The organism is Patiriisocius sp. 208BN25-11 (assembly GCF_058147145.1).
Map to the genome: position 1 here is coordinate 5,001 of NZ_JBYVJY010000008.1, position 15,868 is coordinate 20,868.

General features: G+C 35.4%; 12 protein-coding genes (1 of these 12 running past the window's edge). 5 read left to right on the forward strand and 7 right to left on the reverse strand.

The window, feature by feature from the left end:
* The 5 genes from ACY2RS_RS10320 to rplS form a co-directional block, all read right to left on the reverse strand.
* A protein-coding gene (locus tag ACY2RS_RS10320) for a DUF4249 domain-containing protein (RefSeq protein ID WP_490098574.1) crosses the window boundary here: on the reverse strand, nt 1–595 show its 5' portion. It extends 215 nt beyond the left edge of the window; 595 of the gene's 810 nt are visible here — the first part of the coding sequence; its start codon is at nt 593–595; its stop codon lies off the left edge, out of view.
* Nucleotides 596–598: 3 nt separating this feature from the next.
* Nucleotides 599–2,965 (reverse strand): TonB-dependent receptor, encoded by a 2,367-nt coding sequence (locus ACY2RS_RS10325; protein ID WP_490098575.1) that lies wholly within the window; start codon nt 2,963–2,965, stop codon nt 599–601.
* 67 nt (nt 2,966–3,032) lie between these two features.
* A complete protein-coding gene (locus tag ACY2RS_RS10330) occupies nt 3,033–5,261 on the reverse strand; it encodes an NADP-dependent isocitrate dehydrogenase (RefSeq protein ID WP_490098576.1) in 2,229 nt (742 codons plus the stop codon).
* A 188-nt stretch (nt 5,262–5,449) separates the two neighbouring features.
* Complete coding sequence (locus ACY2RS_RS10335) at nt 5,450–6,274, reverse strand: methyltransferase domain-containing protein (protein WP_490098577.1); 825 nt, start codon at nt 6,272–6,274, stop codon at nt 5,450–5,452.
* 498 nt (nt 6,275–6,772) lie between these two features.
* Nucleotides 6,773–7,123 carry a 50S ribosomal protein L19 gene (gene rplS / locus ACY2RS_RS10340; RefSeq protein ID WP_490098578.1) on the reverse strand — a complete coding sequence of 117 codons (351 nt, stop codon included), beginning with the start codon at nt 7,121–7,123 and terminating at the stop codon, nt 6,773–6,775.
* Between the two features lie 293 nt (nt 7,124–7,416).
* Here rplS and ACY2RS_RS10345 point away from each other — a divergent pair, with 293 nt between their 5' ends.
* On the forward strand, nt 7,417–8,424 hold the full coding sequence (locus ACY2RS_RS10345; protein WP_490098579.1) for a 3-oxoacyl-ACP synthase III family protein: 1,008 nt from the start codon (nt 7,417–7,419) through the stop codon (nt 8,422–8,424).
* 115 nt (nt 8,425–8,539) lie between these two features.
* On the opposite strand, the gene ACY2RS_RS10350 is transcribed toward ACY2RS_RS10345, so the two are convergent.
* Nucleotides 8,540–10,051 (reverse strand): Kelch repeat-containing protein, encoded by a 1,512-nt coding sequence (locus ACY2RS_RS10350; RefSeq protein ID WP_490098580.1) that lies wholly within the window; start codon nt 10,049–10,051, stop codon nt 8,540–8,542.
* 552 nt (nt 10,052–10,603) lie between these two features.
* On the opposite strand from ACY2RS_RS10350, the gene ACY2RS_RS10355 reads away from it, so the two are divergent.
* Nucleotides 10,604–10,963 carry a CoA-binding protein gene (locus ACY2RS_RS10355; protein WP_490098581.1) on the forward strand — a complete coding sequence of 120 codons (360 nt, stop codon included), beginning with the start codon at nt 10,604–10,606 and terminating at the stop codon, nt 10,961–10,963.
* Here ACY2RS_RS10355 and ACY2RS_RS10360 read toward each other — a convergent pair.
* The gene (locus ACY2RS_RS10360; protein ID WP_490098582.1) at nt 10,934–12,379 is read right to left on the reverse strand and encodes a sodium:solute symporter; all 1,446 of its coding nucleotides are present in this window, start codon (nt 12,377–12,379) and stop codon (nt 10,934–10,936) included. The genes ACY2RS_RS10355 and ACY2RS_RS10360 overlap by 30 nt on opposite strands.
* A 182-nt stretch (nt 12,380–12,561) precedes the next feature.
* Between ACY2RS_RS10360 and recR the strand changes: the two genes are divergently transcribed.
* From recR to ACY2RS_RS10375, 3 genes are all read left to right on the forward strand, one after another.
* A complete protein-coding gene (gene recR, locus ACY2RS_RS10365) occupies nt 12,562–13,182 on the forward strand; it encodes a recombination mediator RecR (protein ID WP_490098583.1) in 621 nt (206 codons plus the stop codon).
* 4 nt (nt 13,183–13,186) lie between these two features.
* A complete protein-coding gene (locus ACY2RS_RS10370) occupies nt 13,187–14,305 on the forward strand; it encodes a glycosyltransferase family 2 protein (RefSeq protein WP_490098584.1) in 1,119 nt (372 codons plus the stop codon).
* A 77-nt stretch (nt 14,306–14,382) separates the two neighbouring features.
* Nucleotides 14,383–15,687: a dihydrolipoamide acetyltransferase family protein gene (locus ACY2RS_RS10375; protein ID WP_490098585.1), complete on the forward strand. Its 1,305-nt coding sequence runs from the start codon at nt 14,383–14,385 to the stop codon at nt 15,685–15,687.
* Nucleotides 15,688–15,868: the final 181 nt, after the last annotated feature.

Below are 15,868 nucleotides of genomic sequence, written 5' to 3' on the forward strand. Positions count from 1 at the left end.
CTCCAGGCTCAATATCTTCATCAACATAGAAAATTGGAATGATATTTCCATCAAAAAACTCATCAGAAAATGCTTCTAAACCTTCATCTGTCTGACTATCATTTATAAGTATTTCTATGAGATAGTAATTTTCTACTCCACTTGGATCTGTAAAAAATGCTTTTAATTCTATTTCTTCCTCACCAAAAAAAGTAATAATTCCTTGTGTTACTTCGTCAATAGGGACTACAGTATTTAACGCTTCTGTTGCTGTAAACGTTTCACCATTATGGACTATCTCTAAGACGTAATTTGTATTTGGTACAGGATTAAAATCTGTAGTGTATATACCATTTTCGGTATGTGAAAAATTAAAAGTTTCACCATTTTCTGAAGTAATCGTTACGTTTGCATCTGTTACAGGCGGGACTATATTGTTAAAAAAAGGTGCTGTTTCAGTAAGCTTAATTATAGAAGAAGTAGTACCATCTTCCAAAACGTTTATAGTAGCTTCAATGACTAATTTAGGTTCGCTGTTTTCAAGATCAACTTCAACAACGTCTTCACAAGAAATACCTAATAAAGTGGCCAGAAGTATAAATAGATAGTTTTTCATGGCTTAAAATTTAAAGTTATAAGTAATGGACGGAATGATTCCAAAAATAGAAAGTCTAACAGCTTCGTTTTGTCCTGTATCTATATTCTCTTGAAATGAAACAGAAGCAGCATTTCTTCTGTTGTACACATTATAAACACTAAAAACAAGTTCACTTTTCCAGCGTTTTTCTTTTTGTGTTCCAAGTTTCCAAGTTGCTGAAACATCTAAGTGATGAAAACTTGAAAGTCGGCTATTATTTCTTGGTTCATAAACAGGAATTGTTTGTCCTTGGTATTGATATTGTCCTGTAGGAAAGGTGTTGGGACGACCTGTTTGAAAGATGAAATTAGCACCAAAATCCCATTTTTTACTGAGTTCATATTGTGCGGTTATAGAGAAGTCGTGTGTTCTGTCCCAAGCTGTATTGTACCATTCTCCATTATTAATACCCACTTCTTCCGGTGTTCTTCCTGGTGTTCTTTGTTCTGATTTAGAAAGCGTATACGATATCCAACCTTGTAATCTTCCTTTTGTCTTTCGAGCTAAAAGTTCTAATCCATAGGCTCTTGCTTCACCATTTAAAATAACTCTTTCTATGGCATCATTTGCAATTAAATCTGCACCATCTACATAATCAATTCTATTCTGGACTTCTTTGTAATACACTTCAGATTCTAAGCTAAAATTGTCAAAAGCTTTAAAATAACCTAGAGCTACTTGGTCTGCTACTTGGGGTTTTATAAATTCTCCACTTGGTGTATACACATCAAATGGTGTAGGAGAAGATGTGTTGCTAATTAAGTGAATGTATTGCGCTGTTCTATTGTAGCTAGCTTTTATGGAAGAAGTTTCATTAAGCTGGTAGGCAGCAGCAATTCTTGGTTCTAGATTTAAAAACATATCTCTTGATGTGCCTCTTGAAGCAGAAATAGTATCTATAGGTGTTGCTTGCTGATATACATCAATATTCTCATCATAAATTATTGGGTTATCATTTTCATACACGTAAATAGATTCTTGTCCTAATCTATTAAAACTTGAAAGCCTCAACCCAGCTTGAATATTTAATTTTTCTGAAATTTTAAAATTTCCGTCAGCATAAATCGCATTTTCAAATGCATATTGGTCTGTTAATTTTCTAAAATTAATGGCACTGGTTTCTGTGGTGGGTTTAACTTCTCCAGGATTGAATTTATAATAGATGCTATTTAATCCGAATTGTAATTTTACTTTATCTGAAATATAATTGGTAAAATCATACTTTAGGTTAAAGTTTCGAATGCCACTATCAAATTGAAATTCTACAAATTTTAGCTCTAATCCGTAGTAGTAGTCTGAGTAAATCAAAGATAAATTGCTAAATAATTTGTCGCTAAATAAATGATTCCATCGTAGGTTAAGCGTTGTGTTTCCGAAGGTATTTCCAAAAACCTCTCCAATATTAAAAGTATCCCTTCCAAAATATCCTGACAAAAAGAGTTTGTTGTTGTCATCTAAATCGTAACTCAATTTGGTGTTTAGATCATAGAAATAAGCAGCATTGTCATTATCAGGAATAAAAAGAGGTAAAAACAAATGGGCATAGGTACTTCTACCACCTACCAAAAAAGAAGCTTTGTCTTTTACTATTGGCCCTTCAATTAAAAGTCTACTTGCTAATAAACCAATTCCTCCTGTAGCTCCATATTTACGTTTGTTTCCATCTTTTTGATAGATGTCTAATACCGAAGAAATTCTACCGCCATACCTAGCGGGAATACCTCCTTTGTATAAAGTAAGATCCTTAATTGCATCTGGATTAAATACAGAGAAAAATCCAAAAAGGTGTGATGAGTTGTAGAGTGTAGCTTCATCGAGCAATACCAAATTTTGATCTGCAGCTCCACCCCTCACATTAAAACCGCTAGCCCCTTCACCCGCATTGGTAACACCTGGTAATAAGGTAATGGCTTTAATAACATCGGCTTCTCCTAAGACTACAGGAATCTTTTTTATGGTGCTTGCTTTGAGAGTGTTTACACTCATTTGTGGTGTTTTGATATTTGTTTTTTCTACATCGGCTTCTAATATTACTACATCAAGTGTTTCCGTGCTTTCAAATAAGGTAATATTTTTTGTAAGAGGGCTTTCTAGTATAATTGTTTCTTTGTAATCGCCAAAACCAAGACTTGAATAGATTACTTCATGTGTGCCTTTGGGTAGTGTGATAGAATAAAAACCATATTCGTTGGTAATTACGCCTGTTTGTAAAGCCGGAATGAGTATGTTCACTCCAAACATGGTTTCTCCAGACGCTGCTTCTGAAATAGTACCGCTGAGGGTAAATTTTTCTTGGGCTCCAACTGTTATACTAAGTAAAAGAAGGAGAAAGGTAAGTATGTGTTTCAAAAATGAAAGTTTTAGATAAAAATAAAGCCTTTAGATTTTATTACTAAAGGCTTTAACGAAACTTTATTTATTTTATTTCTGCGAGTATTTGATTAAACGTCTCACTTGGTCTCATTTCCTTGTTGACCAATGCTTCGGTGGGTTCGTAATATCCTCCAATATTTACAGCACTTCCTTGTGCATCAATCAGTTCTTGTAAAATAGTCTCTTTGTTTGCCTCTAGTTTTTCATGAATAAGACGAAAACGGTTTTGTAATGTTACATCTTTTGTTTGTGCAGCCAACGCTTCTGCCCAATATAATGATAAATAGAAATGACTACCACGGTTGTCTAATTCGTTTACTTTTCTGGAAGGACCTTGATTGTTTTCTAATAATTTCTCTGTTGCATCATCTAAGGTTTCAGAAAGTACAATAGCTTTATCATTGTTGAAAGTAGCCCCTAAATGTTCAAGAGAAACTGCTAACGCTAAAAACTCTCCTAAAGAGTCCCAGCGTAAATGTCCTTCTTCAACAAACTGTTGTACGTGTTTTGGAGCAGAACCTCCAGCACCCGTTTCAAATAATCCACCACCATTCATAAGAGGAACAATAGATAACATTTTTGCACTAGTACCTACTTCTAAAATAGGGAAGAGGTCGGTAAGGTAATCACGTAATACATTTCCAGTAACAGAAATTGTGTCTTCTCCATTTTTAACTCTAGCAAGTGTGTAATGTGTTGCTTTTTCTGGAGAAAGTATTTTAATTTCTAAGCCACTAGTGTCGTGGTCTTTTAAATATACATTTACTTTTTTGATAAGTTCTGCGTCATGGGCTCTGTCTTCATCTAACCAGAAAATAACAGGCCATCCTGTTGCGCGTCCTCTTGAAACAGCAAGTTTTACCCAGTCTTGAATTGGTAAGTCTTTTACTTGACACATTCTCCAAATATCTCCTTCTTCTACATTGTGAGAGGTAAGAATATTTCCTGAAGCATCTACCACATTTACAATACCAGCTGTTGGAATTTCAAAAGTTTTATCATGCGATCCATACTCTTCTGCTTTTTGCGCCATTAAACCAACATTAGGTACAGTACCCATGGTAGTTGGGTCAAAAGCTCCGTGTTCTTTACAGAAATCTATGGTAGCTTGGTATAAAGGGGCATAGCTACTATCTGGAATGACTGCTTTGGTATCTTGTTGTTTTCCTTCTGCATTCCACATTTGTCCAGAGGTGCGAATCATCGCTGGCATAGAAGCATCAATGATGACATCACTTGGTACATGTAAATTGGTGATTCCTTTGTCGCTGTTTACCATGGCAAGGTCTGCTTGCTCTTTCATAATGGCAGCAATATCTGCTTGAATAGCAGCAGCTTTATCTGAAGGTAATTCTTCTAATTTGCTTACAAGATCTCCAAAACCGTTACGTACATCGACACCTACTTCTTCAAACTCTGAAGCGTATTTTTTAAACAGGTCTGCAAAGTAAACTTCTACAGCATGTCCAAAAATAATAGGGTCACTTACTTTCATCATGGTTGCTTTCATGTGTAATGAAAGTAGCAATCCTTGCTCGCTAGCATCTTTAAATTGTGCTTGTAAAAACGATAGCAATGCTTTTTTGTTCATTACCGAAGCATCAATAATTTCACCAGCCAATACAGGTACACTTTCTTTTAAGGTGTGTTTGGTGCCAGCGGTATCTGTCAATTCAATTTTAACAGTTCCTGCTTCAGCAATGGTCACAGATTTCTCATTATTTCTAAAATCACCTGCACTCATCGTAGCAACATGTGTTTTAGAATCCTTAGACCAAGCACCCATACGGTGTGGATTTTTCTTAGCGTAATTTTTTACAGCCTTAGGAGCACGACGGTCACTGTTTCCTTCACGTAATACAGGATTTACAGCACTTCCTTTTATTTTATTGTAGGTTGCTTTTACCGATTTTTCTTCATCTGTTGTAGCTTCCTCAGGATAGTCTGGAATAGCAAAACCTTTGGCTTGTAATTCTTCTATGGCCGCAGTAAGCTGTGGGATAGAAGCACTAATGTTTGGTAATTTAATGATGTTGGCATCTGGACTTTTTGCCAGTACCCCTAATTCTGTCAAGGCATCATTTACACGTTGGTCTTCTGTTAAGTACTGCGGAAAATTGGCTAATATTCTAGCGGCCAATGAAATATCTCTCGTTTCGATAGCGATATTGGAAGGTGCAGTAAATGATTTAACAATAGGTAAAAAAGAATGTGTAGCCAAGAATGGCGCTTCATCTGTTTTTGTATATATGATTTTGGCAGTTTTACTCATCGATTTCGTGTTTTAAAAGAAGTGCAAATATACAGATTTGAATAGGCTTTTAAAAGCGAGTAGGCGCTTAATGTACAAGGAATCTTAGTTGTTGCGAATGTGTTATTTTTTCTTTGGAAATTTTAAGGGATTCACATTTTGCGGATTTGAAATTACTGATTTAGTATTTTAACCTTTATTGTGTTCAACTATTTCTTGTAAACCCCACTTCTAAGTTCAAGTACTCCATTTTTTAAATGTGATAAGAGGTTCATTAGCTTAGATGTAGTGGTTTTACCCATTAAAACATTTAGTTCTATTTTTGGAGGTTCTGATGCTGTTAATTTTGCTGTGAGGTTCTCAAAAAAATCAATTCCTGCTTGAGTTTGGTTTGTAGAATGTTCTTTGGTTAGACCAAGTTCATTTAAAAAGCTATTCATCTCTTCTACCTTAGATAAAAAGCTATGATTAGCTATACTAGCCCAAGGCATTGGGTACTTAACTTCTCCATTTCCTTTTCTTAGAATATCATAAAAAAGAAAATATCCATCATTCTTTAAAACTCGATTAATTTCAGAATAGAATTTTTTCTTATTTGGAATATTCATTTGAACATGTTGTGTCCAGACTACATCAAAGGTTTTGTCTTCGAATGGTAGTTCAGTAGCATCTCCTTGAATAAAAGTTGTTTTATTATTTAACTTAACAAGTTCAGATAATTTAGTAGCTGTTCGAATATATTCTTTACATAGGTCAATTCCTGTGGTATTGCAATTGAATTCATCTACAAGCATTCTGCAAGGGCCACCTAAACCACAACCTACATCAAGTACATTTAAACCATTAATGTTAATACTATTAGCTAGTTCTCTGGAAACAGTAGCGCCTCGAACATGAAATTCATCAACACCAGCAATATCAGACCTTTTAACATTATCTAACCCAATATTTTGATCTTTTAAACGATTGATAATGTCTTCATAAAGTCCTTCTTTAAGATAATGATTTTCTATGGCTTTCTTTAGGTTGTTCATTTAAATAGTTGTGGGTACGTTTTTAATTGTAGTAAACACTTTTACTATATTAAAACAAAAAAGCCATATCATTGTATTGCTACAGTGCTATGGCTTTGTGTGAAATAAATGTTTACCAATTGACTATTGTTGTCTATGATGCAGTTTATTAAAGGCTGCTATCGTTATTTATTTCACAAACAGTGTTTTGTTTTTTTAAGTTTCAATACATGTTGTATTCTATGAGACTAGCAAAACAAATACACATACTACTTTCTGGTACTATCTCAACCCTTTTTGAAGGGAGTCCTCAACAGTTAAAAAGCAGTATTATAAAGAACGTCTTTATGCAATAACAACTATATCTGTTATTACTGAGGTAAATATATAAAACAAAAAAGAGATAGCAAAGGATTTTAACTCTTTTGTTTTCAACCTGTTATAAACATGAGTTGTCAACTTTTGTTCATAAAAAAAGCGGCTTTAGAAAGCCGCTTTAGTATAGTATTTGATAGAAGATTAGTATCTCTTCTCTCTAATTCTTGCTTTTTTACCAGTAAGTCCTCTAAAGTAGTAAATACGTTTTCTACGTACAGCACCTCTTTTGTTCACTTCAACTTTTTGTAAAGCTGGCATGTTTACTGGGAAGATACGTTCTACACCTACAGTACCAGACATTTTTCTGATAGTAAAAGTTTTTAATAATCCAGTTCCTTTAACTTGAATTACAACACCTCTAAAAAACTGTGTTCTTGTTTTTTCACCTTCACGAATTTCGTAGTATACAGTAATAGTATCACCTGCCGAAAACTCTGGAAAGTCCTTTTTTGTAACAAATTCGTCTTGAACAAATTTAATTAACGATTCCATATTTTTAATTTATAGTGTTAATTTAAAGCAACATACACGTTTCTCGCCAGAGGTTGAATTAAGTGGGTGCAAAAATACCTAATTTTTGGAATGTAACAACCTTTTAGATAACTAATTTATAGTAGTGAGTTAAAATTTTAGCAAATAAAAATAGCAATTAATTTTTGTGCTGAAATTTTAAATGGCTGTAGTACTTTATTTAATTGTTATGCATGCATAGCGAAAGCCAAGCAATCTAAACTGCAAAAATTGCTAAATATGTATCTTGCCCGAGCAATTTAAACCAATACTATATGTACAGTTCTAAAATTTCGGGTGTGGGTCATTATGTTCCAGAAAATGTAGTTACCAATGACGATCTTTCTAAAGTAATGGACACCAATGATGCCTGGATTCAAGAACGAACAGGTATTCAAGAACGAAGACATATTAAAAATGGAGATGGAAATACAACCTCTGTCATGGGGGTTAAAGCATCTAAAATTGCTATGGAGCGTGCTGGTGTTTCTAAAGATGATATCGATATGATTGTCTTTGCTACGCTAAGTCCAGATATGTATTTTCCCGGAGGTGGCGTGCAAGTGCAAGAATTGTTAGATATGAAAACTGTGCCTGCCTTAGATGTTCGTAATCAATGTAGTGGTTTTGTGTATTCTTTATCTGTAGCAGACCAGTTTATTAAAACAGGAATGTATAAAAATGTCTTAGTCATTGGAAGTGAAAATCACAGTGGCGGACTCGATTTTACCACAAGAGGCCGTGGTGTTTCAGTAATATTCGGTGACGGAGCAGGAGCTGTGGTGGTATCTAGAAATGAATCTGGAACAGGGGGAATATTATCTACCCATCTACATAGCGAAGGAAAACACAAAGATGAGTTAGCATTACAAGGGCCAAGTACAGGACATTGGGTGCCGGAGATTATTGCTCAAAATCCGCAGGAAGACATACCATATTATCCGTATATGAACGGGCAGTTTGTCTTTAAACATGCTGTAGTTCGTTTTAGCGAGGTGATTCAAGAAGGCTTACAAGCCAATAATCTCGATAAAGATGCTATTGATATGCTCATACCGCATCAAGCCAATTTACGTATTTCTCAATTTATACAAAAGAAAATGCAATTGCCAGATGAAAAGGTGTTTAATAACATACAAAAATATGGGAATACTACAGCAGCTTCCATTCCAATTGCTTTGTCTGAAGCCTGGGAAGCAGGAAAAATTAAAGAAGGTGATCTTGTTGTATTAGCTGCCTTTGGTAGTGGCTTTACTTGGGGATCTGCGATTGTGAGGTGGTAGTAGTTATTTTTTTTCTTCTGAAATAGGAGTCACCCCATAAAATTTCAGCATAAAAAAAATCCGCTCTTTACATGTAAAAAGAACGGATATTAGGCTAAGTAATTAAATCTGATTTTTAAATCGGAGCACTATAAATACTCACTTCTCCAGCATTTAAGAGATCTCCATAAATAACATAAAGATTATTGTTAAACACTGTAATTGCTCCAATGGTTGTATATGGCTCAGTATCATCTAAGTTATGAGCTAAGACAGTGAAAGTGTCGTCTAGTGTGTTATAAACTCCAAAATTAATAGTTCTGTCAAAATCGCCTACATTTCCACTTCCATCATCTATTCTTGTTTCATAGCCTACGTAGATTAGATGTTCGTTTCTTGAAGCATAAGAGATGTACGCAGGTTCTGGCATATTAAAACTAGAAACAGCACCTGTGTTCACGTCAACGATAAAACTTTCGGTATCTGTATTTCCTTCTCCTGGAAATGATGAGCGTCCTGCAAAGAGATACAACTTATCATTTACGATCTCGGCAGCGCCATAATATCGAGGCTTTGGCAGGGTTGTGATCGTTTGAAATTCATTAGTAAGGTAGTTGTAACTTCTAATGATGGCGTTTGGATTTTGATTTCCGTTAGCGTCTTGGGTATCTCCACCTGCTGTGTATCCTAAATCTCCTTGTATAGCAAATCCAAATCGAGTTAAAAACAAATCGTGTTGGAATACAGATGTTGGGTCTCCATTAGGATTTAATGGATAGGTATTTACAAATTGTCCGCCAAATACGACCAATTCATTATTAATAATGTTCAGTCTTTTCGTAACAAATTGTTGTTGGAAAAACAGGTTTTCTTCGAAGCTATTGCTATCGATATTGTATTTTAGAATTTGTTCTGGAGAGCCATTTCCTGAATTCTGACTATCGTCTCTACTTACAATATAAAAGCTATTGTCTGAATAGCTTCCTCTAAATCCAGTAGGACCTTCGTTAAGAAGAATAGATGTATTTCCAGAATTAAAAGTAGTAAGTAAAGAAAAATTTAAACCATTTTGTGGGATACTTAGGTAGTCGGTAACTGTTTTTGGGCTCAAGGTAACTGTTAAGTCTCCATTGGCTTGAGATCTTCCAGAGGTTCTAATGATTCCAGTAATGGTATTTTCGTCAATAATTTCAAAAACAAAACCACCGTCTAGGGTTGTTACGTTGGTAGCGCTCTCAGGAAGAAAAGTAACCGCCGAGTTAATGGGACCTAGATAGTAATCTAGTAATGTTTCTTGATTTGTAGTACCTTCTAGATTAATAGCGTTTCCTGGTCTCCATTCTAACATTCCGTTGTTGGCTGTGCCAGAAAAGATAAATTCATCATCGGTTACATTAAAATTGCTACTTAGGTCAATGTTGTTGCCATTGTTTTCAAGTAATGCATTGCTAATTTTCCAGACCTTTGTAGCTCCTCCAGTGATGTTTTCAATGTTTTCTGTACGTTGCATGTCTAATATTGCTTGCGGGTCTTCCATCATGGTGTCGTCATCCATCATGGGGGTGTCTGCGTTGTCATCACTACCACAATTCACTAAAAAGATAGCAAGCATTGCAAGCGATGTTACTTTAAGTTTGTTAATTATCATAAAAAATATTTAAGGTTCTTCAAAGATAGGCGTTACTTGTTCTTAAGACAATACCCGGTATCTGGGATAAAAAAAACACCTCTCAAAAAATGAATCTTGAGAGGCGTTTCTACTTAAACAAACCTAAATATGAACGTTTATATATTTTGTGAATGGCTAATTCAAATAATTATAACATGTGCTTTAGGCAACTTTATTTAATAGACGTAAAAAGTGTACCAAACGTTTCAGTAAAATGAGTATTTAACGTTTTTGTAACACACCTTAACATAAGCTTGGCTAAATGCAGCGAACTTTTTAATGAATGCAAAAAAATACCCCCAAAATCTAGAATTTTGGGGGTATAACTTTGCTGCAATTATTAACACTAACCATCAACGTAAAATTTCTCACAACAAAGCCGAAACGTTTCTATGTAATAGACGCTCTATTTGTAAACTTGTTACAGTTCCTTCTTTTTTTAACAATACTTTCTGAAATTTTAAAATCGACTATTGTTAATTTGAAGACACGTTTTGGAGCTATTATATTTCCGAAGTAAAAAAAACATTTATGAAAAAAACACTTGTGATAGGAGCTAGCCTTAAAGAAAATAGATATTCAAATATTGCTATCCATAGATTAAGAGCCTTTAATCATGAGGTGTTAGCGATTGGCCTTCGTGAAGGTGTTGTGGTAGATGTGACTATTGTAAAAGAAAAAGCACCTTTTAAAGCTGTAGATACTGTGAGCTTATATCTTAATCCTTCAAGACAAGAGGAATATTATGAGTACATTATCTCACTACAACCTAAACGTGTAATTTTTAATCCGGGAACTGAAAATCCAGATTTCTATGAGCTGTTGCAAACAAATGGTATCAACTACGAAGTTGCTTGTACCTTAGTTTTGTTGGAAACGAATCAGTACTAAACCTACATAGGTTAATAGTCCGTTTAAAATCAAGATAAAGAATCCGAATTCGAATTTAAACCACAAACTACTGTAATGGCTTATTGCATATCCTATAAAAGGAGTGAGAATAGCAACTATTGGCACAAACTTGTCTTTCACTTGTTGTTTAGAAAATAAACCAAATGCGTATAAACCTAATAAAGGCCCATAGGTGTAACCAGTAAAGACAAACAGCTTTGTAATAACTGATGCGTCTCCAATCAAGTAATTAAAACTAATAATCACCAACACGAGTACCAAAGACATTCCGATGTGTACTCTTTTACGAATGGAAACCTGGTCTTCTGGACTGTACTTTTTTTCTATATCTAGAATATCAATACTAAACGATGTGGTCAAGGAAGTAAGAGCGCTATCTGCACTAGAATAGGCTGCTGCAATTAGTCCGAGTAAAAAGAAGACCCCAATGCCTAAACCAAAATTACCATTCATAGCTATGGTAGAAAATAATTTGTCTTTGTGCGCATCGATTCCATTTTGTTCTGCGTAGATGGTAAGAAGCAGTCCTAGGCCTAAGAATATGAGGTTTACAACAGTGAGTACAATGGTAAACCAAAACATGTTTTTTTGTGCATCTTTTAAGTTTCTACAGGTTAGATTCTTTTGCATCATGTCTTGATCTAAGCCTGTCATTACTATGGCAATAAAAATTCCGCTAATAAATTGTTTGAAGAAGTATTGACTGCTTTTGTAATCATCGAAAAAGAAAATTTGTGAAAGATCACTATCTGCTATAAAACCAATAATGCCTTCGTCACCGATTCCTAAACCATCTGCAATGTAATAGATGCCCACGCCAACAGCTATGAGCATGAAAAGTGTCTGTAGTGTGTCTGTCCATACAATAGTTTTAATACCACTTTTAAAAGTATACAGCCAGATAAGCAGTATTGTTATGGTTACGGTTACCCAAAACGGAACTCCCATAGCATTAAAAACTAAATCTTGAAGTACAATTGCGACTAAGTATAACCTAAAACTAGCCCCCGTAATTCTTGATAATAAGAAAAAGGAAGCCCCAGTTTTGTATGATGCAACTCCAAATCTACCTTCTAGATACGTATAAATAGAAGTGAGATTAAGTCGGTAATACAAAGGGAGCAATACTAGTCCAATAACCGCATATCCAATAGTATATCCTAATACCACTTGAAAATAACTAAAACTATCAGCTTCAACAGCGCCAGGAACAGAGATAAATGTAACACCACTTAACGAGGCGCCAATCATTCCAAAAGCAACTAGATACCAAGGGGATTGTTTTCCAGCTTTAAAAAAATCTGCATTGCTCCCCCCTTTGTTTGTAATAAATGATATTAAAAGGAGTAAACCAAAATAACCTCCAATAAGAAGTAGAATATGTAATGGTTGCATAGGCGTTTTTCTGAAATATTATGTATTCCGTAAAAATATAAAAGTTTCATAATCGATTAGTATCAAATCTATTTATTTTATGCGAGGTTACATTCTTATGCTAGATAAAAAAAAGAGTGCTCTTTATCTAGAATGCTTCGGAAATATTCTTTATTCCGAAGCTTTTTTTTATCTTTCCACCAATGGATTTTTCTTCAAAACTTCTCGAAAATGCTGTGAACGAAATGTCGCAATTACCAGGTATTGGTAAGCGTACGGCATTACGTTTGGTTTTGCATATGTTGAAGCAACCTCCGCAGCAAATTGAAAACTTAGCACATAGTTTGGTGCAAGTAAGAACAGAAGTGAATTTTTGTAGTAACTGCCATAATTTAAGTGATGTAACATTGTGTGAAATATGCGCAAGCCATAATCGTATTCCAGAATTGGTGTGTGTGGTAGAAGATATTAGAGATGTGATGGCCATTGAGGCTACAAGTCAGTACCGAGGGCATTATCATGTTTTGGGAGGAAAAATTTCGCCTATGGATGGGGTTGGACCTTTAGATTTAAACATTCAGTCTTTGGTAGAAAAGGTGAAAGCAGGAAGAGTAACCGAACTCATTTTCGCACTTAGCTCTACCATGGAAGGAGACACCACTAACTTTTACATTTTTAAGCAAATTGAAGACTACCAAGTCACTACCACCACCATTGCAAGAGGTATTTCTGTGGGAGATGAACTAGAGTATGCAGATGAGGTAACCTTAGGAAGAAGTATCGTTAATAGAATTCCGTTCGAGAACTCCCTAAAAAACAACTAGTCTATTGAAACTCTCTGTCATTATTCTCAATTATAACGTTCGCTATTTTTTGGAGCAATGTATTTTAAGTGTTCAAAAAGCAACCAACGCCATTGAGTCCGAAATTATTATAGTTGACAATAATTCTCCAGATGATAGTTGTCAAATGGTGAAGGATAGATTTCCAGAGCTAACCCTTATAGAGAATAAAGAGAATGTAGGATTTAGCAAAGCAAATAACCAGGCGGTTGCTATTGCTAAAGGAACCTATGTCTGTATTTTAAATCCAGATACGGCCGTTGCAGAAGATGCCTTTTCTAAAGCCCTACAACATGCAGTTGGCATAGAAAGTCTTGGTGCCTTAGGGTGTTATCTCATGGACGGCACAGGTAGTTATTTGCCCGAGAGTAAAAGAAACCTTCCTACTCCTAAGGTGTCGGCTTTAAAATTGGCGGGTTTCACTAAAAAGTACTACGCTACTCATATTTCCGAAGAAAGCCAAGGACCAGTATCGGTATTAGTAGGCGCGTTTATGCTTCTAAAGAGAGAGATTTACAATGAGGTCGGAGGTTTTGACGAAGATTACTTTATGTATGGAGAAGATATCGACTTGTCCTATAAGTTAGAAAAAGCAGGGTATCAAAATCATTATTTAGGAACTATTAAAACATTGCATTATAAAGGAGAAAGTACTACAAAAGATAGGGTGTATTTAGAGCGCTTTTATGGTGCCATGCGTATTTTTTATGGGAAACATTTTACTTCCAATTTCTTGCTAGATATTTTTGTTACATTAGGGGTTCAATTTAAAATGAATAGAGTTTCTGGTGTTTCAAATGTTTCAGGAATACATCATAGTCCTGAAAATGGCTTTGTATTAACAGATAACTTAGACTTGTTTTCTAAAATTTCCGCAGTATTAGATATACCATTAAAAGCTGCCTCCAAAAGTATGTTGCAAGATACCTTATATCATAACACATTATTTGTGTTTGATGCATCGTACATGTCTTATGCCCAAATGTTTGATGTGATGCAACAATTAAAGGGACGTGGCAATCACTTTAGGATACGTCCGCCACAATCAAATTTCTTGTTAGGAAGTGATCAAAGTGATCAAAAAGGTAGTGTGTTGGTTTTTTAGAAAAAAGTAAATCAGTTCCTTAAAAAATTCCTTAATTTTGCACCCTCAAACTTTAAACGCGATTATAGCATACCACTATGGCTAAATTTGAATTAAAACTTCCTAAAATGGGCGAGAGTGTTGCCGAAGCTACGGTAACCAACTGGTTAAAAAATGTAGGCGATACTATCGAAGCCGATGAGGCAGTGCTAGAAATTGCTACCGACAAGGTGGATAGTGAAGTGCCTAGTGAAGTAGATGGTGTGTTGGTTGAAATTTTATTTAATACAGATGATGTTGTTCAAGTAGGCCAAACACTTGCGATTATTGAAACCGATGGAGATGCAGCTTCAGCAGATGTAGCTAGTGCTCCAGCAAGTACTCCAGCCCCTAAAGAAGCAGCAGCTGTTGCGGCAACAGTAACGGCAGCAAAAGATGCAGTAGCTACACCAGCAGCAGTTACAAGCACAGAAGGAAGATTTTATTCGCCATTGGTGAAGAAAATGGCACAAGAAGAAAATATTGCGCAAGCAGAATTAGATACAGTACCTGGAACGGGTAAAGATGGGCGTGTGACTAAAAATGACATGCTAGCCTACATTAAAAATAGAGGTGCTGCACCAGCAGTGACAAAAGCAGTAACTCCTGCGGTATCTACTCCTGCTGCAAAAGCAGTTCCAGTGTCTGTAAATGGTGGAGATGAAATTATAGAAATGACGCGAATGGGTAAATTAATTGCCCATCATATGGTTGCAAGTGTGCAAACCAGTGCACATGTACAATCATTTGTAGAGTGCGATGTTACAAACATCTGGAACTGGCGTAAAAAAGTAAAAGATAGCTACAAAAAGCGTGAAGGTGAAAACCTAACATTTACTCCTATTTTTATGGAAGCCGTGGCAAAAGCCTTACGTGACTTCCCAATGATGAATATTTCTATAGAGGGAGATACGATTATCAAGCGTAAAAATATAAACCTAGGGATGGCAGCAGCATTGCCAGATGGAAATCTAATTGTTCCAGTGATTAAAAATGCAGACCAACTTAACTTGGTAGGCATGAGTAAAGCTGTAAATGATTTAGCAGGACGTGCTAGACACGGACAATTAAAACCAGACGAAATTTCTGGAGGAACCTATACCGTAACTAATGTAGGTACCTTTGGGAGTATTATGGGGACGCCTATTATCAACCAGCCTCAAGTTGGAATTCTTGCGTTAGGAGCCATTAGAAAAGTACCTGCAGTCATTGAAACGCCAGAAGGTGATTTCATTGGCATTCGATACAAGATGTTCTTGAGTCATAGTTACGATCATAGAGTAGTAAACGGAGCCCTTGGCGGACAATTTGTAAAAGCAGTTGCAGACTACCTAGAAGGGTGGGATGTAAATAGAGAAGTATAGCTTTTAGTGCTCAGTGAGCGGTAATGGTAATTAGTATAAATGAAAGTCTCGTTTCTTAGGAAATGGGACTTTTTTTATGGCTTTATTTTTAATTTTATGATTCGTTTTAAAGAGACAAAGAGACAAAGAGACAAAGAAAAAATATTTTCAAATTGTCACATTTTCAAATCAAAAAATGCTG